This is a genomic window from Aquimarina sp. AU58 (assembly GCF_900312745.1).
Lineage (GTDB): Bacteria > Bacteroidota > Bacteroidia > Flavobacteriales > Flavobacteriaceae > Aquimarina > Aquimarina spinulae.
Genome location: NZ_OMPD01000014.1, coordinates 2704787 through 2728451, shown reverse-complemented (window position 1 = coordinate 2728451; position 23665 = coordinate 2704787). Strand labels below are relative to the sequence as shown.

Sequence of the window (23665 nt, the reverse complement as noted above, 5' to 3'; positions counted from 1 at the left end):
TTCAGTAATCACTACATACATAATCAATATTCATATCTAATGATTACTCTGGATACTCTATCCTAAGGTGGTAAATATTGGTTAGTTTACGTTTAAAGACTTTTTTGATCTGTTGGATTTCTTTAAAAGTAATATTGGCATTGAGAAACTGGTTATCTTCCATTTGTTTGCTTACTATTTTTTCTACAAAAGAATCGATTAAACTACTTGTAGGGTTTTTAAGACTTTTTGAAGCAGCTTCTACACTATCACTCATCATCAAAATGGCAGTTTCTTTAGAGAAAGGTCTTGGTCCGGGATACCTGAAATCTTCAATATTTACATTTTCATTCGCTTCTTTTTCTTTGCTATAAAAATAGTAAACGGTGCTAGTTCCATGGTGAGTTCTAATAAAATCGATAACACGATCAGGTAAGTTATTTTTTTTGGCAATCTCTATACCTCTTATCACATGGTCAATAATAATTTTTGCACTCTCTTTTGGGGATAATATATCATGTGCATTACCAGAAGTAGATTGATTTTCGGTAAAATATGTAGGGTTTGCCATCTTACCAATATCGTGATACAATGCTCCTACTCTTACCAGCATTGCATTAGCCCCGATTTCATTAGCAGCAGCCTCTGCAATATTAGCCACATTAAGAGAATGATGAAATGTTCCTGGTGCTTTATTAGATAATTCCTTAAGTAAAACCGAATTTGTATCACTAAGTTCTAATAATGAAACATCAGAAATTAATCCAAAAACCTTTTCATAAGCATAGATTAAAGGGTGTACTATAAGAGTTGCAAATCCACTTATCACAAACAACCCAACTGTTACCCAGTCGATATTACTTATACTTCCTTCATGAATAATATGAAATGCAATATATGCCAGGATATAAATTAATGTGATTTGGCCTACAGAAATAAACAAATTAGCCCTCTTAAAAGATTCTGAAATTGTTAATATCGTTACAATTCCTGCAATAATCTGCAAAAAAGTATACTCGTAACTATTAGGAACAACAAACCCTAATATAAGCACTGTAATTACATGAGTAAACAACCCCAATCTCGAATCAAAAAATGCTTTAAGAACCAAAGGAAGAATACATAGAGGAACAACATAGATATAATCTGATCGGTATTTAACTACTAAGGTAGTTATCAATACCAGAAAAAGAACATTAAAGAAAATAAAAGTTACTTGAGTATTGTTTTCATATATATCTGCTCTATATTTTTTTATAAACAAAAGGAGCATCATAAGTGCTAATGAAACCAACAAACAATACCCTAATACGATCCAATAGAAGTTTTTATCGCTCCATACCTGGGATTCATATTCTGCTTTTAACGAATTTAATATTTGTAATTTATCTCCTTCTACTACCTCTCCTTTGGCTATAATCCTACTCCCCCTGGATACTCCTCCTCTAGTAGTTAGGACCTTTTCTAATTCAATTTCCAAAGTACTCTCTGTTAGCCTTTTGTTTAGCCTAACATTTGGTTTTATTAAATCATAAAACAAGGCAACGTAATCGCTTTTAAACTTCGTATATTCACTTTTATCGATACGGGAATTAATAGTTTTAGTTAAGACATCAGAGGTTAGAATTTGACCATATGTTATTGCTTCTGCAGTATTTCCTTTATTTAAAAAAATTTGTCTGTCACTGTCATAAGAGTATTTTTCTTGCAGCACTCCATGTCTATATATATCATTTAACAATATTCTACCAAAAAGCTTTGCTTCATCCCTACTACTGCTTTGATCAAGTGATTTTAAGTAATTAGAAAATGCAGTATTATAAGATTCTTTAGCAGAATTAGCAATTATAGTGTCGTACTCAAAATAAGGAATTACATTATCATTAATTCGCTTTTTCTCTTCCTCTATTTCTGCTTCGGTTTTTGCAATTGCAAAATCAAAAGGAGCGTATAAATTTTCATATTGCCAGGGTTTACCTTTTGTAAATTCATATTTAAATATCCCTCCTTTAGGAAATAAATATACAATGAGTGCTGTGGTGCATATAAAAAGAAAAATCCTATATATAGAGGATTGTCTTTTATATAATTTGTTCAAAAAACTTTTCATATTTTAGAAATTACTCAAAAATACTAAAAGAACTTATCTTGAGTAATCCTTTTTTCTTCAAAATTTATCTTCTTCAGTGATATTTATATGAAATGGTTAAAACGAGTTCTTTGATGTGATTATAATTATAACCCGAAAGATATTAAGATATAAAGCAAAAAACGATGATCTGGGATCATCGTTTTTTGTTTTAATATGATGTTTACATTATACTTACAAAGAACAATTACTAGAATATACTGCTGTATCATCTTTAGACCAATTATAGTTTGCAGTAGGATCATCAACCTCTACACATGTAAGAGAGGGGTTATTGCGAAAACTAGCTGTTAAATTCGCATTGTTACCATTCTTCAAATTTAGAGAGGATAGGTTGGCACCATTACAGGCTAGATTAGTCAATGCAACATTATTACTTAGATCTAAGGTGTTTATAGTACTTCCTAGAAAATCCAGGTGAGTTAGCGCTGTATTATTACTTAAATCCAGAGTTGTCATATTACTAAAAAGAAAAGCTAGTCTAGTTAGTTCGGTATTATTGCTCAAATCTATAGAGGTTAAGTCGGTATATCCAATAAATAAAGTAGACAACTTTGTATTTTTACTTATATCTAAAGTAGTTAATGAGCTATTTTCATCGCCATAACCTAACGTTTCTAATACTATGTTTTTACTTATATCCAAATCTATTAATGGGTTTTGAGAAGTATTCAAAAAATTTAGTTTTATATTTTTACTCACATCAATAGAGGTTAGATTATTGCCATTACAATTTAGTTTAGTTAATTCAATGTTTTTGCTTACATCTAAGGTAGTTATGTCGTTACTACTACAATCCAGTTCCGTCAATGCTATATTTTTACTTAAATCTAGAGTAGTCAAATTATTATTTGTGCTACAATCTAGTGTAGTCAATGCTGTAAAATATTCAATTCCAGAAAGATCAATAATACTTTTTAGTTTTACATCTAACGCTGTAACAACTTTGGCTTCATCTTCGGTTATTTGTCCATCACCATTAGTGTCAATTATAGGATCGGTATGTTCTAATAGAGCCTTTTCAAAATTGGGGTCAACAAAACTAATATCTCCAGCTATATCGTTCAGGTTTATTTTGATCGTTGCTTCTTTACTTGTTTCACCATTTATTACCAGTACTGTAGCGGTAAGTTGATTTCTAGCTTCATAATCAAACAAAGCAGCATCTTTTACCTGTATATGAACTCCTGTTACTCCTTCTGTTCCGTTATCTTTTTCTAGCATGAATGCCCCTTCGGGATTCTCATTTTTCAATATATAAGTTAGTTCTCCTTGATCGGTGGTTGCTTCAATAAACCCCAGATATTCCTGTTCATTAGGATTCTCATTAATGGTAACTTCCAGATTTTTCACAGTAATAGTTGCAACACCATTAATATCATTAAGATATACAGTTATTTTTGCCTCTTCACTTTCTTCTCCACTCTTAATCAACACTATAGCCGTAAGTTGATCTCTGGTTTCATAATCAAAAAGAGTAGCTTCTTTTACAGTTAGTTTTCCTGTTTTATTATCAATAGCAAAAGCGCCTGTGGGTTCTTCAGTTTTGATAGTATATGTTAATTCTCCTTCATCTGTAGTTGCTTCTATAGTACCCAGTTCTTTTCCTTGATCTGGGTTCTCGTCTATAGTAGTTTCAAAATCTTTTGTTGTTATGGTTGCTTTAACAATATTAATTAGATCAACTGTTACCTTTGCTTCTCTACTTTCTCCTCCACTCTTAATCAACACTATAGCTGTAAGTTTAGGGTTCATTTCATAATCAAACAGGGTAGCATCTTTTACAGTTAGTTTTCCTGTTTTACTATCAATAGCAAAAGCACCTGTAGGATCTTCTGATTTAATACTGTAATCTAATGTTCCTAGATTGGTATTCGCCTCTATAATACCCAATTCTTGATCAACAACCGGATTCTCTTTTATAACTGTTTCAAAATCTTTTACTGTAATTATAGTTGCTACAATATCATCATCATTAGAGCATGCTATAGTTAGAATACTCATAAACAAAGCAAAAATATATTTTAGATTTTCCATTACTTTTTTTATGCAAAAATATGCTCTAAAAAAGTTATACCTCCCCCTGAAAACAGTGAAATCACTTATAAACCTGGTAGCAATAGAATCGTTTTGTAATTCGAAATCATCACTCAATATAGCATAAAAAATAAGTCAGTACCCCATTATAACTCTTGTTAGTAACTTCACTATGCATATCCTTTAAAAATCACTAAATTCGCAAAAAACAATACACACATTTTTAAAACATAAATAATGAGTAAAGAAGTAGTAATCGTATCTGCAGTACGTACACCAATAGGAAGTTTTATGGGAAGTTTATCTACTGTTCCGGCTACCCAATTAGGAGCTACTGCAATCAAAGGTGCATTAGATAAAATAAACCTGGATCCTTCACTAGTTCAGGAGGTATATATGGGTAATGCTGTTCAGGCCGGAAATGGGCAAGCTCCTGCCAGGCAAGCTGCATTAGGAGCTGGTATCAACGATACTGTTCCTTGTACGACAGTAAATAAAGTATGTTCGAGTGGTATGAAAGCTGTTATGCATGCTGCACAAACCATTGCTTTGGGTGATGCAGATATTGTAGTTGCCGGAGGGATGGAAAATATGAGTTTAATACCTCATTATGTGCGATTAAGAGCAGGGCATAAATTTGGACCTCAGACTATGGATGATGGTATGCAAAAAGATGGATTAGTAGATGCTTATGACCATAATGCAATGGGAGTTTGTGCAGATCTTTGTGCTACAGAACATAATTTTAGCAGAGAAGATCAGGATGCCTTTGCTATCCAATCTTACGAGCGTTCTGCAAAAGCTTGGGCAGATGGTAAATTTAATAATGAAGTAGTACCTGTAGCAGTACCACAACGTCGTGGAGAGCCTATTATGATTATAGAAGACGAAGAGTATAAAAACGTAAAAATGGAAAAAATACCTGCTTTACGCCCTGCTTTTTCTAAAGAAGGAACAGTTACTGCTGCAAATGCTTCTACAATTAATGACGGTGCAGGAGCTGTTGTTGTTATGAGCGCCGAAAAAGCTCAAGAACTGGGGTTAGAGCCTCTTGTAAGAATAAAAAGTTATGCAGATGCTGCGCAAGAGCCGAAATGGTTTACTACTGCACCAGCAAAAGCATTACCAAAAGCAATAGAAAAAGCAGGAATCTCTCTTGATGATGTAGATTTCTTTGAATTTAACGAAGCTTTCTCTGTTGTTGGACTAGCAAATCAAAAAATTCTGGGACTTAATGACACCAATACCAATGTAAATGGTGGTGCTGTTTCTCTAGGACATCCACTAGGATGCTCTGGTGTAAGAATATTAATTACCTTAATTAACGTATTAGAACAAAACAACGCCAAGATCGGTGCTGCAGCTATCTGTAATGGTGGTGGTGGTGCATCGGCCATGGTAATCGAAAGAGTATAGTTGTACATTAGAAAATCGAAGTTAAAGGGAATAGTTTTCGGTCCTTAACTTCGATTTTCTAAATTTCAATCTAATCATTTAATAATCTGACGTTTATTCGTCTTTTTCCTATAAAAAATTCATGCAATACGGTATTTGTAATTTAAGTATTGTCCCGTTACGTTTTGAACCTCAAGACCCTAGTGAAATGGTTTCCCAAGTATTATATGGTGAACATTTTAAAGTGTTAGAAAAACGTAAAAAATGGAGTAAAATTCGATTGGCTTTTGATCGTTATGAAGGCTGGATTGATAACAAACAATATGTAGAAATCACCGAAGAAGAATATACTAATTTCGATAAAAAACCGCTTTGCATGGTGGGAGATATGGTCGAATTTGTAAGCTGTGATGAGAACCAACTAATGCCTATTCCTCTTGGATCTTCTTTGAAAGCATTAGACTTTTTTAAGCATCACTATGAAGGGGCCCGAATTACAGAAAAACAACCTAAAGATAATATCGTAAATACCGCTTTTCTATTTCTTAATGCACCGTACCTATGGGGCGGAAAAACAAATTTTGGTATTGATTGTAGTGGGTTTTCTCAAATGGTATATAAACTTAATGGGTATAAATTATTACGAGACGCGTCTCAACAAGCAACACAAGGAGATCCACTAAGTTTTATTGAAGAAAGTGAACCCGGAGATCTGGCATTTTTTGATAATGAAGAAGGTGCAATTACCCATGTAGGTATTATGATGAAAGACAACTACATCATTCATGCGCATGGTAAAGTACGTGTAGATCGTATCGATCACACCGGGATTTATAATGCCGAGAAACGCACACACACTCATAAATTAAGAGTAATCAAACGTATTATCTAGTTTAAAAAAACCGAAGTGATAAATCCACTTCGGTCTTTTAATACTGTTAATTAATCTTCACAGTCACAATCTTTATTTTCTAAGTTTTTAAAGCTAGTATAATGGTATTTATTTTATAGACGGTAAATAAATAACGTCCAGAAATAATATTTCCTGAACGTTATTTTTATCAATGCATTATCAATAGCATCTTTCTTACTCAACAAATCAATTAAATTAATGATTTATAATTGGTCAATATAGCCTAGCGAACAATTAACCTCTTAACCTGAGATAACATTCCATCTTTTATTTTCACATAGTACATTCCACTATGCAAATTACTTGTATTATATCTTATAGTATTACTTTTTAGGGTCATACTAAGGTTCTTTACAACAACACCATTAAGATTATAAATTGTTACAGAAACAGGTTTATCTGTCTTATTGGTATAGTGAATAGAAACATCATTACCTCTTTGTACCGAATTAGGAAATATCTTTATTGATTCGGTAAAGTTGTTAGTAGCAAATGAAGGCAGATTAGCTGTATAAGAACGACTCCAATCACTAGTTGCAGATCCATTTCTAGAACGCAATCGATATTCATATGAGGTTCTGTTTCCTTTTTTGCCAACCCAAAAATAATATGTATTGGAGGTTCCTTCGGTAGTCCATGTTCCATTAGTTTTAAGCTGAATTTCATATTGATTCGCTTCTGATATTGTATTCCATACTATATAAAATCCAGAACTATAGTTATCACTTCGGATACCTGTCGGTAAAGGCAATGTATCACCACCTCCTCCTGAGAGTTCTACAGTTCTATAATTAGAGTAAGAACTACTTCCCTCTCTATTATTTGCTCTTACTCTCCACCATTGTGTACTATTTGTTCGAAAACCACTAAAGCTATAAGAAGTTCGAGATGTATTCCCTTGAGTTTCCCAAGATCCAGAATTTCCATTTCCTTCTATCCATAATTGAATATCGTATGAAGTAGCAGAAGACACACTATTCCATTGCGCAGTAAATGATGTAGAAGTAACATTAGATTCGCTTAATCCTGCAGGAGTAGCCGGTAAGTCTCCTCCTCCTCCTCCTGAGAGTTCTACTGTCCTATAATCAGAATAAGAGCTACTTCCTTCACTATTATTCGCTCTTACTCGCCACCATTGTGTACTATTGGCCGGAAATCTTGAAAAATCATAAGAGGTCTGAGATGTATTTCCTTGTGTTTCCCAATATCCCTCGTCAGCATTTCCATTTTCTTCAATCCATAACTGGATATCATATGAAGTAGCAGTAGATACGCTATTCCACAATGCGGTAAATGAAGTAGATGTAACATTAGATTCTCTTAACCCTACAGGTATTGCAGGTAAGTCCCCTCCTCCTCCGTCAATTACACCTGTAGCTATCAGGTTGGATCTTTGCCACAATGGTTTTCTGGCAGAATGTTGTAAAGCTGCAAGCATTCTGCTTATCTGTCCTTCTGTGTACATTTTGTAGCATCCAGACGCTCCATTATACCCCATGTAATTTTCATAATTGATATATCTACCACAATCAGATGTCTCACTACATCCACCTCCATTAGATTGAGTATCTTGTGGAGTATCACTCACACGGTCGGTTCCATTACATCCACCTTCATGTGTATGAATCAGGTTTAGCCAATGTCCAAACTCATGAGTTAATACTGCTGCAAATTCTTCATTAGTATTTCCATAAAGGTAACGTCCATTATATACTACTCTAGCAGTATTATTGTTTGACATACCGGTATTAGGATACCAGGCAACCCCAGAGTTAGTATATGTTCCATCATTATATAAATCAGATTGAATATAAACATTCATGTATTTATAATTATCCCAAGCAAATTGTCTTATCTGAGAATCATATGTGTCATCGTTTCCAAACCCACTTCGGGCTCCGTGAAATTTTACTCCTGTAGTGGCATTACCACTAGGGTCTTTTTTGGCAAGTCTAAATTCAATATCTAATTTACCTCGAATAGATCTAAATCTAGAGTCTACTGTGTTAAAATCATCATTTCGTCCTTGAAACTCCTTATTTAATTCATCTAAAGCCCTCTCTATTTTTGATCGATTTACTGTTGTTCCACTAAAATCAGTTCCGAACACGTGAAATACAACCGGGATAATGTAAGTAACTGCTCTTGACTTTGATACTTTTTCAGAAGAAATAAATTCTTTGGTAAAATTCTCGAATTGTAGATATTCTGCTTTAGCCTTCTTCGATTTGTTAATCATCTTTTCATTCATTTCTGAAGCTTTACATTCAACAATTTTTTGAGAAAAAGCCTCTTTTGAAATAAATAGAATTAGTACTGTGAGTACTACAAATTTTAGATTTTTCATAATGGTTTGTGTTAGATTTTAAAAGTTAAACTAAAGTTAAATGATTTAATAATCAGCAACTTATACATTATTACCACATCCTTATATTAAATTATCCAACTATTCAAAAACTGCCTTTCTAAATCAAATGTATTATAGAAGGTGGGCGGTTTTTTTGTTTATTAAAAACTAAGAGGTTTAGTCAGTATTATATCCTTTTTGAGTAATATTAACCATAAGTGCAAATGCATGAAAAATAAAAATGTTTTTTTTCATCTAAAAAATATTTATATTTAATAGTAATTCATTGTCAAAATGATATTAAAAGAAGTTCTAATCAAACCAGTGCAACCAGAAGATAACCGTAAGTTATTGGATATTGGCCGTCAAACATTTTATGATGCCTTTGGGCCTCCTCATAACACAGAAGAGAATATCAATGAATACCTAAATGAAAAATTCATTTTAGATAATATTACAGAAGAGCTACATAATCCAAACTCTGAGTTTTACTTTGCATGGATACATAATCAAATAGCTGGATATATTAAAATAAACTCGGGTAATGCTCAGACAGAACCTGTAGAAGGTAATACTCTGGAAATAGAACGAATATATGTCGTAAAAGAGCATCAGGGAAAAAAAATTGGGCAATTGCTATTTCAAAAAATCTTACAAATAGCAAAAGAAAAATCTATAGAGTTTATCTGGTTAGGTGTCTGGGAGAAAAATCCCGGAGCTATCAAGTTTTATAAAAGAAATGGTTTTAAAATCTTTGATACTCATAAATTTATGTTAGGTACAGACCTTCAAACAGACATGATGATGAAACTCATTTTATAAACTTTATGATTTTTATAACAATACACATTGCCAATTTTAATTATTTTTGAAACGATCATTTCATATTAAGCATGCCAAAAGTAGAAACATTTAACAGAAACACAGTGTTGCAAAAAGCTACCGAAGTATTTCATAAAAAAGGATACAATGGTACTTCTATGCAAGATTTGGTAGATGCTACCGATTTAAATCGATCGAGTATTTACAACTCTTTTGGAAGTAAATTAAATATGTTTCTCGAAGTTCTTTCGCATTATCAGTCTACATATGGAAACAGTTTTAGCCAAAAGTTAGCACAATCTTATAATGCAAGCGAGGCTATTGAAGCTATTTTTGATTTATATATCCATGAAATTATTAATGATAATGATCGTAAAGGTTGTTTGGTTATTAATTGTAAATCAGAAATGACAAACCAGGAGCCTTTGATTAAATCCTTTATGGAAAAAAATCAAGATCGAATGATTGCGATGCTCGAAGATATTGTGACCAAAGGGCAAATGGAAAAGATATTTAATCAGCATCAGACGGCTGGTCAATATGCATTATACCTCTTTTCGTCTATACAAGGACTTAGAATGACAGGAATACTAAATAAAAATGAAAATGATTTAAGAAATCTCACTCGTACTGTACTCAAAGTGCTATACTAATTTTTTTTAACTTATTTTGAAACGATTGTTTCAAATAAACTATTTATAAATATAAAAATAATACAATGAAAAAGTTACAAAACAAAGTTGCAGTTATTACCGGGGCCAATAGCGGAATAGGATTGGCAACAGCAAAGCTATATTTACAGGAAGGAGCCAAAGTGGTGCTTTCGGGAAGGCGTCAAGAAGCACTAGACGAAGTTGCAGAAGCACTTGAAGGTGATTTTATTACCGTAAAAGCAGATGTAGCCAAAGCAGAAGATAACAAAAGACTAATTGAAGAAGCAACCTCTAAATATGGAAAAATTGATGTCTTATTTCTAAATGCTGGCATTGCACCGGTAGCTCCTACTCATGAAATAACAGAAGAGCATTACGATACTTTATTTAATACCAATGTAAAAGGACCAATATTAGCTACCAAAGAAGCATTGCCACATATCAATGACGGTGGGGCTATATTATTTACAAACTCTATTGTTTCTCAAAAAGGGTTTGATGGATTAGGTGTTTATTCTGCAACCAAAGGGGCATTACGAGCTTATCAACGTGTTTTAACTTCTGAGGTAAAGTCTAGAGGTATTCGTGTTAATTCTATTGCGCCAGGACCTATCGAAACACCTCTTTATGGTAAAATGGGATTACCAGAAGATGTTGTTGAAGAAATGGGTAAAGGTTTTGCTCAACAAGTACCATTAGGTCGTTTTGGGACTTCTGAAGAAGTTGCAAAATCGGCTTTATTTCTAGCCTCAGAAGATGCATCTTTTATTAATGGTGTGGATTTAGAAATTGATGGTGGGCTAAGTCAAATATAAAATACTTCTCTGTAAAAAAGGCTGATTTTGATAGAAATCGGCCTTTTTAAATGTGTCTCAATTCTTTCATCATTCTTTTTAATATCAAAATTCTATAAAACTCAAAATACCAGGTTTTGCATAACACATTGATTATTTGTATATTATCATCCGAAAATTAATTATACGTATAAAAAAAACCTACTTTTTTTGCGTAATTTCCAGACAAATCCCATCTGGTATATACTTCTTAAAACCACTATACTATGGGAGAAAAAAATGATACTCACAAATGGTCCTGTCAAACAGAATTATATAGAGATTTCTTCAAAAAAATAATACCTGTTACTACCAATAGACATCGCTATACTTATCATAAAACAATAGCGTTTCAGAATGACAAGTCAACCCCAGATATATTCCTTTCGGGATATCGTTTATTCTTCAATTCTAAAAATTTCTTAACACACACACATCATTCTAATGATATACATCATGTATATCACTACGATGATGATTTCTACCGCATATTCAATAAAAATAATTCTATTTCTACTTCCCCAGTAGAAACCCTATAAGGAATTATTGGATTGTCATATGTATCGTTTAGCATATTCGAAATAATTGCCTCAAGTAAAATTTATTAACAAAAAATCAATTAAGATGAAAAAACTGCACAACAAAGTAGCCGTTATTACAGGAGCAAACAGCGGAATCGGATTAGCAACGGCCAAACTGTATTTACAAGAAGGTGCCAAAGTGGTACTCTCAGGAAGACGCCAGGAAGCATTGGATGAAGTTTCAGAAACACTTGTAGGGGATTTTATAACTGTTACAGCAGATGTAGCCAAACCAGAAGATAATAAAAGATTGATTAAAGAAGCCATAAATAAATATGGTAAAATTGATATTCTATTCCTTAATGCTGGCGTTGTTTTACGCCCTACTCCAACCCATGAAATCACAGAAGCACATTATGAAGAGATTTTTAATATTAATGTAAAAGGACCAATATTAGCTGTTAAAGAAGCATTACCATATATTAATGATCAAGGAACAATCCTTTTTAATAATTCTGTAGTAACACATCGAGCCTTTGATGGTCTAGCGATATATTCTGCTACTAAGGGCGCATTACGTGCCTATCAAAGGGTTTTAACATCAGAAGTAAAGTCCAGAAGTATTCGCGTTAATTCTATTTCTCCAGGGCCTATTACAACTCCAATTTTTAGTAAAATGGGGCTCCCAAAAGATGTTTCAGAAGAAATGGGAAAAGGTTTTGCCAGACAAGTACCCTTGGGTCGTTTTGGGACTCCAGAAGAAATAGCTAAATCTGCTTTATTTCTGGCATCTGATGATGCATCCTATATCAATGGTATAGAATTAGAAGTTGATGGAGGAATGACTCAGGTTTAATTTCCTTTATCTATCCTATCACAACATAAACTACATCAAATCAAGATCGAAGAGTTTGTTGTTTACTGGTCAATATATCTGTGAGGTTTTATTAATAAATCATTTTAAGTTTAAAAGACCTCACAGAATTTTCCAATGTTAGTAATATAATTTTTAAAACATCAAACTTAGGCGGTCCTGATTAGATAATTGTTTCCATTGCTTACATAACTCATCAAAACTTGATTTAATTTTTTTAACATCGGATAACTTCATTTTTGGAGGTTGAATTGACATCGTATTTGTTTCCCAAATAACCAAAGAAATAAATTCTTCTATTGTACTAGAACCCGAACCTAATGCTTGAAGATTTCTAGCCAAAATCTCAGCAAGCCAGGATTCTTTTCCTAAGGTTTTAATAATTTCTTTATTAGAAAGGTCTTCTATGGTCATCCCTGATTTTATCATTCCATAAAACCCTTGTTTTAAACCAAAATAAGATTCTACAACAAAATGTGCCATATCATGATTAGGAAGATCAGGGCCTAAACCAATACTGGTTATACTACCATCTTCTCTAATACAAGACAATATATTTCTTCTATTATCTTTTATGATTCGTATTTCCATTATTCTTTACTCAATTAAAGAAACACCATTAAGATCTGTAGTAAGCACATCACTCATATAATCAAAAAACGGTCTTAGTAATTCATAATGGTATACTACTTTATCCAGAAAATCAGGCGCAAAAACCTCTGTATCTGTAAAATTATGTGCTACAAAAAATGATTTATTTTTGATTAAATCAATATTAGGATGATCTTTACTAAATCCTTTTGGAGCAGTTTTTACCTGGTTTGAAGAGTCAAAACCATTAAATGCTTTCTTAAAATCTGCATTTGATAATATTTCACGAATCTCTTGATCATCCATTTCAAATTCTTTCCTAACCCGTAATAAATCTGCTGGTTCTGGGCTAAAAAAACCTCCTGCCATAAGTGAATTACCTGGTTCTAATCGCAAATAATACCCTCCTCTCCTATGTGCTCCTGCCCTGCTAAAACTTGCACTGCGATGTACATTATACGGTGTTTTATTTTTACTAAAACGAACATCTCTATTAATTCTAAATACTTTAGTTTTTTCGATCTCATCTTTCTCATTTAATCGTTCTGCGACAGATGCATAAAACGCTTTGAGTATTTTTTCATTACTCTGATACTGTTTCTTATTTTCTGTCATCCAATCTCGATGATTGTTTTCTTTTAGATCTTTTAAAAATTCAAATATTGTTTTTGGTATGGTACTCATATAATATACTTTGATCTTAAAAATACTAAAATCTGTTTTCTCTATAGAAGTTTAACTAAATTTTATGGAATACGGTAGATCAAACTTTACTTTATTTCAACAAAAAAAGAGAAGCACGTTACTTCCCTTTTTTGCATTTTCTAAAAACCGAGTTATTAGAATTGATCTAATAAATAATTTATCAAATCTGTTGTGGTTACTATACCTACCAGTTTATCATTATCTACTACAGGTAATGCATGAAATTCTTTTTTCGACAATATTTCTGCAACTTCCTTGATTGTAGTACTAGAGCTTACACTTACCAGGTTTTTTGCCATTACCTGTTCTATAGTAAACATTTCGTAAACTACCGTGTCAACATCTTGCTCTTCTATTTCTACAGCATCGGCAAAACTTATACGTAGTAAATCTGTATAACTTAACATACCAATAATAGCATCGCCACTAACTACAGGAATATGACGGATATTATTTTCTTTAAATAGCTTTTCCGCTGTTTCTAAACCATTAGTGTGATTTAAGGTAATTACATCGGAAGTCATAATTTTGGAAACAGGTGTTCTTTTTTTCATTCTATTAGGTTTAAATTCTATACTAAAGATAGGATCAAACTCATAAAATAATTATGACAAATATCAGTTCATGTATTCAAAATTTGTGTCAATTTTTCAATACAGTATTCATATCTCTTGCAGATCGATTTACAATTGCAAAACAACGACATCATTAAATCATTAAAACAATGATAACCAATGCTATAGCATAACCTATTATAATAGATTGCCAAAAAGTATGTGCTTTTTTTAAGTCCATAAAATAAAACGATACGCCAATAAATTTTAATGCAGACAACAGTAAAATGATAAAAGAAATATTTTTATTTATTGCACCTGATATTATTCCCGAAATAACGGTTAATACTATTAAAAACACGTAGGTAATAGTTATACTTTTTTTCATGGGATATCTTTTAAAATTAATGTACATCACTTAAAACAGACATGTCTTTTTTTATCAAAAAAATAAATAAATGATAGGAAAGATAAATAACCATATCAAATCACACATATGCCAAAATGAAGCACTTGCTTCAACATCTTCTATATTTGTTTTCTTATTTCTTAGTCCAAAGTAAACAGAGCCTAATATTACCAAGCCAACAATAACATGTATAACATGAAATAAAGTGAGTAACCAATAAAATGTAAAAAACAAATTATTATTAATATCAAGGCCCAGATTTATTTTTTCGTTGTATTCAAAGGTTTTTATTATTAAAAATAACACCCCAAACAGCATTGTTGCTAATAATAGTATTTTAGATTTTTGTGGGATACTAATTTTTAAATAATGAACCGAAATTGCCATACAAAAACCGCTGGTAAGCAAAAGAATAGTATTAATAATTCCATAAACTGGATTTAACAGCATCCTTGATTGATGAAAAAGATCAGGCTCTTGTTTACCACAGTATACCATTGCTATTATTGCCATTCCAAAAGTTATTAATTCTAAAGAAATTATAATCCACATAAGAATTCCTCCTGGCGGGTAGTATATATTGCTATAGTTAATAGGTGTTTGTTTCATTTATCTTCTTTAATCCCAATCTAACAATCGTTTTTCTCCATTCAGTTTTTGAATTTCGGTTACATCCTGAGACATTTCGATAACTCCTTTATAATTTTTGTGTTTATCTCTAATGGCAAAGTATCTGATATGAATTACCTGACCTCTGTAATTAAACCAGAATTCTGCTACATCTTTTGTTCCTGCTCTAAATTCATCTACTATACGTAGTACCATATCTACACTTTTGGGAGGGTGACAAAAACGAACTTCTCTTCCTATAATTCCTTTGCTTCTGGGAAAAACACGATCTTCTCCCCGATTATAAAAAATGACTTTGTCGTTTTCATCTACATAAGTAATATCAACCGGTAAATAGCGAAGCAATAGGTTTACCTGATTTGGGGTCATGTAGCCTTCATCATAATGAAAGGTATCTTCTAAAGAAAATGGTAAATCACGTTCGGTAAAATCTTCGCTTGGGTGAATATATGCTGTTTCTATTGCGGGATATGGTTTAGGTTTCTGGGATAACATCCATCCCATTTCTTCGTCTCCTTCATAAAATTCTTTCCAGTCTTCTTCACTAAGTATTTGCATAGCAATAGGAAACAATCTCATATCTTCAATAGTGAGAAGGCGCTTTATTCCTTCTATCAAATACGGAAGGTTTTCTATGATTTTAGTAGTATTTCTCTCTGCATTATGTGTATTTAGCAGCCTAATCTGGTCTCTTAAATTGTCATGAAAAGACCACATTCCCCGGCTGGGACCGTTCCAACCATGTTTCTCTAAATATGGAAATAGCTGGTTCTCTTTTCGAGCAAATCGTTTTTCTATAGTTGTTAACTGATTAAATATATTGAAGTACTGTTGAAAGTCTACTATCGCGTCTGCTTCATATAATTCTGATAGTAATTCCTGGATGAGTTCACTTTCCTGATAATACACTTTTACCGGGTGTCCCTCTGGTAATTTTTCTACTTCTGGCAAAAAAGAATTCATTTAATTTTGGTGTTTAATTTTCTCGTAGAGTTTTACTAATGATTGTAATAGCTCTACTGGTGTTGTTAAAATTTGATAATGGTTTTGCCCAAACATTTGTGGTAAATAATATTTTGCCTGTGCTTCAATTGCCAAGGCATACGAATTTATTTGACGTTCATTGAGTTCTCGTAAGGCTTGTTTTATATCATTGATACCATATTTTCCTTCATATCTATCATAATCATTTGGTTTTCCATCAGAAATAAGAATAATCCATTTATTCTTAGTATTTCTTTTATCCAACAATGCCCCCGAATGTCGAAGTGCGGGTCCAATACGAGTATATCCTCCAGGTTCTACGGCTCCTATTTTAAATTTTGCTTTACTCCAGTGATCATCAAAACCTTTAATCGTTATGTAACTAGAATGATTTCTGGTTTTAGAATAGAAACAATTGATCGAGAAATCAATATTAAATTCATCTAATATTTCACCAAAAAGAATGGAAACTTGTTTTTCTACATCGATAACTCGATTACCTGCAGCATAACCATCGCTAGATAAGCTAATGTCTAACAACAGTAAAATAGATAGATCTTTTTCTTTTTTTTGTTTTGATAAATATATTTTCTCTGATGGGGTTATACCAGAATGTACATCGACAAACAAATCGGTTATAGCATCTAAATCAAACTCCTCTCCTTGTGTCTGTCTGCGTTGTTGTTGATATTTATTATTAACTGTTGTCAACATTTTTCTTAGTCCAAGCAGTGTAGATCCATTTTTCGATATTGTTTTTTTATAATATCCAACATCAGTTTTTAGGATGGTTTTGGGATATACTTTACAAAAATTGTCTTTATAAGTACGCTTTGCATAATTCCATTCATCATAAGGGATAAAATACCCTTTTTCATTTCTTTCGGCACTTTCTGCTATAGTTGTATTTTCAATGAAATCTGCCTGATAAACAGAATGTGCTGTGTCATCAACTCGCACAGTGTACTTCATATTTAAATCTTCTAAAGCATTAGCATGATCATCCAGCTCATCATCTCCATCCATGTCTTTGAAATTTCCTCCAAATTCATCTGCCGTTTCCACCTTTTCAAACTGATGTTGCAAAACAGCATCTTCTACTTGCTTTTCATCTACTTGAATCGAAATTATTTCTTCTACAGCATTGGCTTTCAAAGTTGTTTTTGGCTGCTCTGGGTTGGCAGTTTTTATTTTTTCAGTAAAATTATTCAAAGTTTCATTAAGCATTTCTTCAGGAATATTGCGCATCCACTTTCCATAAATAAATGAATAATCTATTTGTATGTTTTTTTTAGTTTTCCCAGCATAATACGCTACGAATTTTTGGAAATAATTCTCGGTGATCGGGAATTCTTCAAATAAATGTTTTAACACTTTTGATGAAGTATCCGAGGCTAGTATTCGGGATTCTTCTACTGAATGTTCTAAAGTATCATTCCAATTCAAATCCAGGTTTTTTTGAGTAGCCAGGTATAATACTCTAAATAGATAAAAAGAAATATTTTCTTCGATTGTTAAAAATTCAGCATATTTTGAAGGTAGAAAGAAGTTATTATTTTTATAACCACCTTCTCTTTCTGCTTCATAAATTTCTATAGGCTTACCTGTAATAGCTCTTGCAAAAATGGTCAAACGAGGTTTTATATCGTTTAACTTTACTGCGTAAGTTAAATTTGCTTCTTTTTTCTTTCTGCGACGCTTGAAATAATGGGCAAATTTGGTAAAGATGTATTCATCTGGTTCAAACTCAAACATGATTTTAGTATTGATATGTTACATTTTGGTTTAGAGTAGCTAAACACTCATTACCAAATATTCTGCATTTTAAATTATATCATCAAATCACACAGATCTTTTAAAGCACTTATCACCTCTAGATCATCTGTGAGAGGTTCTACAATAGCTACATGTACTGCAAGACGTTTTGGTAATCCAGAATGAATTAATTTTGCTGCATCAACCAGCAATCGTGTCGAAACAGTTTCGGTTAGACCTAACTCGGTTAAGTTTCTTATTTTGTTTGCAATGTTTACCAATTTCTTGGCTTCTGCCGGAAGAACATCTGTTTCATTTATCAAAATATCGGTTTCAATTTTGGCCTCTGGGTAATCAAAAGATACAGCTACAAAACGTTGCCTGGTTGAAGGTTTTAATTCTTTAAACCCTCTTTGATACCCGGGGTTAAAAGAAGCGACTAACATAAAATCGGGATGTGCTTTTATGGTTTCTCCTAACTTATCAACGAACAACTCTCTTCTATGATCTGTAAGTGAATGAATGGCAACAATTACATCTGGTCTTGCTTCTGCAATTTCGTCCAAATAAAGAATTGCTCCTTTTTTAACTGCTGTGGTTAGTGGGCCATCCAGCCAGATGGTCTCGGCTCCTTTGATAATATACCTTCCGATTAAATCGGTAGAAGAGGTTTCTTCATGGCAACTAACTGTAATTAGGGGCTTACCCAATTGATATGTCATATACTCGATAAATCTAGATTTACCGGTACCTGTAGGCCCTTTTAATAAAAATGGGATTTTGCTTTTATAAGAATGTTCAAAAACTTCTATCTCTTTGGCAATGGGTTTATAAAAAGGGGGACTAAGTGGTACTTCAGTAGTCATTTTGGATAGTGCTGTTTTGTTTCCGTTGGGAGCAATATGGTCCATAATGTTATTATTTTTAAATTGAAAAAGGCCTAAAAAGTTATGAGTAGTAATAAATGAAGTCTTGTAAATCACTTTATCACTGTAACATCAATCGTACATCTACAATATATGGGGGAAAGGTAGATACATAAACGCAACATGTCTTTTTAGACCTTATCTTGAAAAAAGAAAACTATATTTTATATCAATTAGACTTCTCGAACTTCCATAGCTTCGTCATTAGGGCGACCATGTTTTATAAAATCAATTATATATAATATGATTCCGATAGTGAATAATGATGCACAGAGAATCAATACAACGAAGTGAATGCTAATTTCTTTTTGTACAGCCATAAATTCCATTTTAAACTTACGTTCTAAATATACCTGAGCAACACCAGCGACACCAAAAGCAACGGTCATACCTATCATACCAATATTTGATGTCCAGAATGAAGTTCTTCCTCTTACACTATTGTACAATTTTCTCCCTGTTAGATTTGGTAAAGAATAACTAATAATTGCAAGTACAATCATTGCATATGCTCCCCAAAAAGCAAGGTGGCCATGCATGGCAGTAACCAGAGTACCATGCGTATATAAATTGGTCTGAGGTAATGTGTGAGCGAAACCTAATAGTCCTGCTCCTACAAAGGACACAATTGCCGACCCTATAGTCCAGAATAATGCTATGGTATTAGGATGTTTTTTCTCTCCTTTTCGATACATATTTACTGCAAAAAGGGCCATTGCTAAAAAAGCCAGAGGCTCTAGAGCAGAAAATATACCTCCTACAATTAACCATATTTTATTAACTCCTATATAATAATAATGATGACCAGTACCTAATACTCCTGATAAAAAAGTTAACCCCACAATAACATACAACCATTTCTCTATAACCTCTCTATCAACTCCGGTAAGCTTAATTAACAAGAAAGAAAGTATACCTCCCATAATAAGCTCCCATACTCCTTCTACCCATAAATGTACAACCCACCAACGAAAAAATGAATCAGTCACCTGGCTATCGAATGGTAGCATCCCAGGCAGATACAATAAAGCAGCAAACAATAGTCCCATAGATAGTACTAATGATGTAGTAGTTCTGCGTTTTCCTTTAAAGAGAGTCACGAGTATCAATCCTAAAAAGAGTAGTACATTAATAACAACCAAAAAATCTAATTGTCTTGGTATTTCTAAAAACTTACGTCCCTCCCACCAATTAAAGTGGTATCCAACGATAGCGGTAACACCAACCAACGCAAGTGAAATTAATTGTACATAAGCCAATTTTACATTTACAAGTTCACGTTGAGCTTCTTCGGGAATAATATAATATGCAGCCCCCATAAAGCCAGATAACAACCAGACTACTAATAAATTTGTATGTACGGCTCTAGCTGTATTAAAGGGAATAAAATCATGTAACCCATCCATACCAATACGGGCAAAGCCCATAATAAATCCATAGGTAATTTGTAAGACCAATAGTAACATGGATAAGGCAAAGAACCAGTATGCTACTTTTTGAGATTTGTATTTCATCTATTTATATTTTTAAGTTATTTAGTTTTCATCTTTTGCTAATGGAGACACAACTCTATCAAAACCATTTAGATCAATATCATCAATCCAATCAAAAAAGGCGATCAGATCTTTTGCTTCTTCTTCAGAGAAACCATAAGCTACCATCTTTCTGCCATTTGGTGCCCAGGGGACAGGAGTCATTAATACTGCTTTTACATACCCTTCTCCTCTTCTATCGAGAACCTTGGTTAGTTCTGGAGCATAATATCCTCCCTCTCCCAGAAGAGTATGACATCCCATACAATTGTTGGTTTCCCATAAGTGTTTTCCACGCACCACTTGTTCTGTTATATTGGTATAGTTAGATTGATCTTGTTCTTCACTAAAAGAATAGATCGTTAACCCAATAAATGCCAAAAAAGTGACCAATGTTCCTCCCAGAAAGAAATTTCGCGCTTGTTTTTTAGATAACATAGTGATAATTAGTTTAATTTATTATAAAAAGATCTTTTTATCTTTTATTGATGTAAAAATAGATAAACACGATGCTCTCAAATATGATTTAAATCATAAACCGATCAATAATGATTCATTATCCACATACCCTATCCTGATGAAAGTTTAACTAAAAATTACAGAATACAAGCAATTATTCCCTCCTAATGTTATTATTATTTTAAAAATGTAAGTATTTATGGTTTAAAAAGACTTTTATACCTTTTATTCTATATATTTACTAGAGTTTTCAAATAAACTACAATGACTAAAGAAAGAGATCAAATTATCGATGAGATAAAAGAGCTGAAAAAGAATCCAAATCTTAAACTTGAGCTAAAGGAAAAAACCGAATATTTTACGAAATTACTTTTCTATACATTATTCGATACAGATACAGAAGTAGCTAAGAATATAGATCGTCTTGAAAAAACTTTCGAAACGCTTGTTGATCTTGCGTGTTGGGAAACCGATAAACCATGTAGTAAACTTTGGCAATCCTATCTAGAGAAGTTACCTGGCATACTAGAAAAACTAAATCTGGATGCTCAGGCCTTTATGAAAAGTGATCCGGCAGCAAATTCTATAGAAGAAATATATATGGCCTACCCTGGGTTTTATGCTATAGCAATCTATAGGTTAAGTCACGAGCTTCTTAAATTTGGTTTACCCCTTGTCCCTCGATTAATGACAGAATATTCGCATCGATTAACAGGTACCGACATTAACCCGGGAGCAGAAATCGGAGAATCGTTTTTTATTGATCATGCAACTGGTATTGTTATCGGAGAAACGGTAATCATAAAAGACAATGTTAAGATATATCAAGGCGTAACTCTTGGCGGATTATATGTAGACAGAAAACTTCGTAATGTAAAACGTCACCCAACTGTAGAAAACAATGTAACCATCTATGCTAATGCAACAATACTAGGCGGAAGTACTGTTATTGGAGCCAATAGTACCATTGGTGGTAATGCATGGATTACCTCTTCGGTTCCCGAAAATTCAATTATTTCAAATACAGCAGAAATTAAGATCAAAAAAGTTATCTAATGTCACATCGTATTTTAGACCTTATAGGAAATACCCCTTTGGTAAAGGCTACTTCCCTAATAGACAATCCCAATATTACATTATATCTAAAACTAGAAGGGCATAATCCAGGAGGAAGCGTTAAAGATCGTGCCGCTTATAATATGATTAAATCTGCACTGGATCGTGGTGATATTAATCAAAATACTAAGCTTATCGAAGCAACAAGTGGTAACACAGGAATTGCTTTGGCGATGATTGCAGGAATTTTTAAACTGGATATTGAATTAGTAATGCCCGAAAATTCTACCAAAGAACGAGTACAGACTATGCGTGCTTTTGGTGCAAAAGTAACACTTACCTCATCAGATATAGGAATAGAAGGTTCTAGAGACTATGCCGAAGATAAAGTTAATAAAGAAGGGTATGTTATGCTAAATCAATTTGCTAACGATGATAATTGGCGTGCTCATTATAAAACTACCGGACCAGAAATCTGGAAAGATACACAAGGTAAAATTACACATTTCGTATCCTCTATGGGAACTACAGGAACGATTATGGGAACATCGACTTATCTCAAAGAACAATCAAAAGATATACAAATTGTTGGAGTACAACCTACCGACGAATCCAGAATTCCCGGAATACGTAAATGGCCAAAAGAATATCTTCCTAAAATCTTTAATCCAAATAAAGTAGACCAGGTTATCGAAGTAAGCCAGAAAGAAGCCACTGATATGGCAAAACGATTAGCAAAAGAAGAAGGCGTTTTCTCTGGCATGAGTAGTGGTGGAGCTGTTACTGCTGCTATAAAATTAGCAAAAACACTAAAAAGTGGTGTGCTTGTTGCTATTATCTGTGATCGTGGAGATAGGTACCTAAGTTCTGATTTATTTGAGTAATACCTGTTTTTTCTTATCATATACTTTATAATTTCTTTTATGTAAGTTTTTTCTAGTTTAGATGCATATCATCCCCAATTTCTTTAGTTTTTATAAATAAGAAATACGGTTCAAAAAATTAGAATTTTGACATACTACATATACTTCTCTTTATTATCTTAGATTACCCTTAGGATACAATATTAAGAATGGATACTATTGATATTTATAATTTCAAAAATTCAAATTATTTATGGATGATCGTTTAGAATTGTTCTTGAGTGAATTAAAAGAGAGGTGTTCTGATAATAATAGTAGTGAATTTGAATATTTTTGGGAAATGTGGGGCGTGTTGTGGATGCCATGGTTTATTGAAGTAAATGGAGAATCAATGTATTTTACTGCAAACGATATTTCTCAAAATGATTTAGATCGATTGTGTAAAGATGGCTTTATTGAACTTTTGAAAGTATATGATCAAAATGAAATGAAAGATGAATTTGACAGAAAAAGATATCGATTAATAGAAAAGTAAGTAATCTTCATCGTGAATAGTTTTTTTATTTCAAAAATCTATTTTCAATACATTTCTTCTAAAGTTGCCCCTTCTAATCGACGAATTTTAAAATGTAAAAATAGAGTAAGTAATACTTTGCATCAAATATATCGCTACTCATG

Annotated in this window: 23 protein-coding genes; 10 read left to right on the top strand and 13 right to left on the bottom strand. The window is 32.8% G+C overall.

What is annotated here, in order from left to right; genetic code table 11:
* Positions 1–43 precede the first annotated feature (43 nt).
* Both DK441_RS23160 and DK441_RS23155 read right to left on the bottom strand, forming a co-directional pair.
* Complete coding sequence (locus DK441_RS23160) at positions 44–2089, bottom strand: HD family phosphohydrolase (RefSeq protein ID WP_109852951.1); 2046 nt, start codon at positions 2087–2089, stop codon at positions 44–46.
* Between the two features lie 213 nt (positions 2090–2302).
* Positions 2303–4165: a hypothetical protein gene (locus DK441_RS23155; protein WP_109852950.1), complete on the bottom strand. Its 1863-nt coding sequence runs from the start codon at positions 4163–4165 to the stop codon at positions 2303–2305.
* Positions 4166–4402: 237 nt separating this feature from the next.
* Between DK441_RS23155 and DK441_RS23150 the strand changes: the two genes are divergently transcribed.
* Together DK441_RS23150 and DK441_RS23145 are read left to right on the top strand one after the other, a co-directional pair.
* Positions 4403–5581 carry an acetyl-CoA C-acyltransferase gene (locus DK441_RS23150; RefSeq protein ID WP_109852949.1) on the top strand — a complete coding sequence of 393 codons (1179 nt, stop codon included), beginning with the start codon at positions 4403–4405 and terminating at the stop codon, positions 5579–5581.
* Positions 5582–5702: 121 nt separating this feature from the next.
* A complete protein-coding gene (locus tag DK441_RS23145; RefSeq protein ID WP_109852948.1) occupies positions 5703–6452 on the top strand; it encodes a C40 family peptidase in 750 nt (249 codons plus the stop codon).
* A gap of 244 nt (positions 6453–6696) precedes the next feature.
* Here DK441_RS23145 and DK441_RS23140 read toward each other — a convergent pair whose 3' ends face one another.
* A complete protein-coding gene (locus tag DK441_RS23140) occupies positions 6697–8820 on the bottom strand; it encodes a zinc-dependent metalloprotease (RefSeq protein ID WP_109852947.1) in 2124 nt (707 codons plus the stop codon).
* Between the two features lie 294 nt (positions 8821–9114).
* Here DK441_RS23140 and DK441_RS23135 point away from each other — a divergent pair, with 294 nt between their 5' ends.
* The 5 genes from DK441_RS23135 to DK441_RS23120 all read left to right on the top strand — a co-directional run bounded on the left by DK441_RS23135 (position 9115) and on the right by DK441_RS23120 (position 12505).
* The gene (locus DK441_RS23135) at positions 9115–9642 is read left to right on the top strand and encodes a GNAT family N-acetyltransferase (protein WP_109852946.1); all 528 of its coding nucleotides are present in this window, start codon (positions 9115–9117) and stop codon (positions 9640–9642) included.
* Between the two features lie 71 nt (positions 9643–9713).
* A complete protein-coding gene (locus DK441_RS23130; protein WP_074406464.1) occupies positions 9714–10295 on the top strand; it encodes a TetR/AcrR family transcriptional regulator in 582 nt (193 codons plus the stop codon).
* A 65-nt stretch (positions 10296–10360) separates the two neighbouring features.
* The gene (locus DK441_RS23125) at positions 10361–11110 is read left to right on the top strand and encodes an SDR family NAD(P)-dependent oxidoreductase (RefSeq protein WP_109852945.1); all 750 of its coding nucleotides are present in this window, start codon (positions 10361–10363) and stop codon (positions 11108–11110) included.
* Positions 11111–11355: 245 nt separating this feature from the next.
* Positions 11356–11667: a hypothetical protein gene (locus DK441_RS26815; RefSeq protein ID WP_160112251.1), complete on the top strand. Its 312-nt coding sequence runs from the start codon at positions 11356–11358 to the stop codon at positions 11665–11667.
* An 85-nt stretch (positions 11668–11752) separates the two neighbouring features.
* Positions 11753–12505: an SDR family NAD(P)-dependent oxidoreductase gene (locus DK441_RS23120; protein ID WP_109852944.1), complete on the top strand. Its 753-nt coding sequence runs from the start codon at positions 11753–11755 to the stop codon at positions 12503–12505.
* 153 nt (positions 12506–12658) lie between these two features.
* Here the strand turns inward: DK441_RS23120 and DK441_RS23115 are convergent, their stop codons facing one another.
* The 10 genes from DK441_RS23115 to DK441_RS23070 form a co-directional block, all read right to left on the bottom strand.
* A complete protein-coding gene (locus DK441_RS23115) occupies positions 12659–13114 on the bottom strand; it encodes a hypothetical protein (RefSeq protein ID WP_109852943.1) in 456 nt (151 codons plus the stop codon).
* Positions 13115–13120: 6 nt separating this feature from the next.
* Positions 13121–13798 (bottom strand): DUF2461 domain-containing protein, encoded by a 678-nt coding sequence (locus tag DK441_RS23110; RefSeq protein WP_109852942.1) that lies wholly within the window; start codon positions 13796–13798, stop codon positions 13121–13123.
* Between the two features lie 155 nt (positions 13799–13953).
* A complete protein-coding gene (locus DK441_RS23105; RefSeq protein ID WP_074406470.1) occupies positions 13954–14373 on the bottom strand; it encodes a CBS domain-containing protein in 420 nt (139 codons plus the stop codon).
* 154 nt (positions 14374–14527) lie between these two features.
* Positions 14528–14761, bottom strand: a complete 234-nt coding sequence (locus DK441_RS23100; RefSeq protein ID WP_109853612.1) for a cytochrome C oxidase subunit IV family protein — start codon at positions 14759–14761, stop codon at positions 14528–14530.
* A gap of 54 nt (positions 14762–14815) precedes the next feature.
* A complete protein-coding gene (locus DK441_RS23095; protein WP_235015817.1) occupies positions 14816–15295 on the bottom strand; it encodes a cytochrome c oxidase subunit 3 in 480 nt (159 codons plus the stop codon).
* Between the two features lie 105 nt (positions 15296–15400).
* Complete coding sequence (locus tag DK441_RS23090; protein ID WP_109852940.1) at positions 15401–16375, bottom strand: DUF438 domain-containing protein; 975 nt, start codon at positions 16373–16375, stop codon at positions 15401–15403.
* Positions 16376–18151: a nitric oxide reductase activation protein NorD gene (locus DK441_RS23085; protein ID WP_109852939.1), complete on the bottom strand. Its 1776-nt coding sequence runs from the start codon at positions 18149–18151 to the stop codon at positions 16376–16378.
* A gap of 74 nt (positions 18152–18225) precedes the next feature.
* Positions 18226–19062 (bottom strand): CbbQ/NirQ/NorQ/GpvN family protein, encoded by an 837-nt coding sequence (locus tag DK441_RS23080; protein ID WP_305000512.1) that lies wholly within the window; start codon positions 19060–19062, stop codon positions 18226–18228.
* A 188-nt stretch (positions 19063–19250) separates the two neighbouring features.
* Positions 19251–20591, bottom strand: coding sequence for a cbb3-type cytochrome c oxidase subunit I (locus tag DK441_RS23075; protein WP_109852938.1), 1341 nt, complete (start codon positions 20589–20591; stop codon positions 19251–19253).
* A gap of 21 nt (positions 20592–20612) precedes the next feature.
* Positions 20613–21047 carry a cytochrome c gene (locus DK441_RS23070; RefSeq protein WP_074406475.1) on the bottom strand — a complete coding sequence of 145 codons (435 nt, stop codon included), beginning with the start codon at positions 21045–21047 and terminating at the stop codon, positions 20613–20615.
* Positions 21048–21332: 285 nt separating this feature from the next.
* On the opposite strand from DK441_RS23070, the gene epsC reads away from it, so the two are divergent.
* From epsC to DK441_RS23055, 3 genes are all read left to right on the top strand, one after another.
* Positions 21333–22124 carry a serine O-acetyltransferase EpsC gene (gene epsC, locus DK441_RS23065; protein WP_109852937.1) on the top strand — a complete coding sequence of 264 codons (792 nt, stop codon included), beginning with the start codon at positions 21333–21335 and terminating at the stop codon, positions 22122–22124.
* Positions 22124–23008, top strand: coding sequence for a cysteine synthase CysM (gene cysM / locus DK441_RS23060; protein ID WP_109852936.1), 885 nt, complete (start codon positions 22124–22126; stop codon positions 23006–23008). The genes epsC and cysM overlap by 1 nt, the downstream gene beginning before the upstream one ends.
* 232 nt (positions 23009–23240) lie before the next feature.
* Complete coding sequence (locus tag DK441_RS23055; protein WP_109852935.1) at positions 23241–23522, top strand: hypothetical protein; 282 nt, start codon at positions 23241–23243, stop codon at positions 23520–23522.
* The last annotated feature ends 143 nt before the right edge of the window (positions 23523–23665 follow it).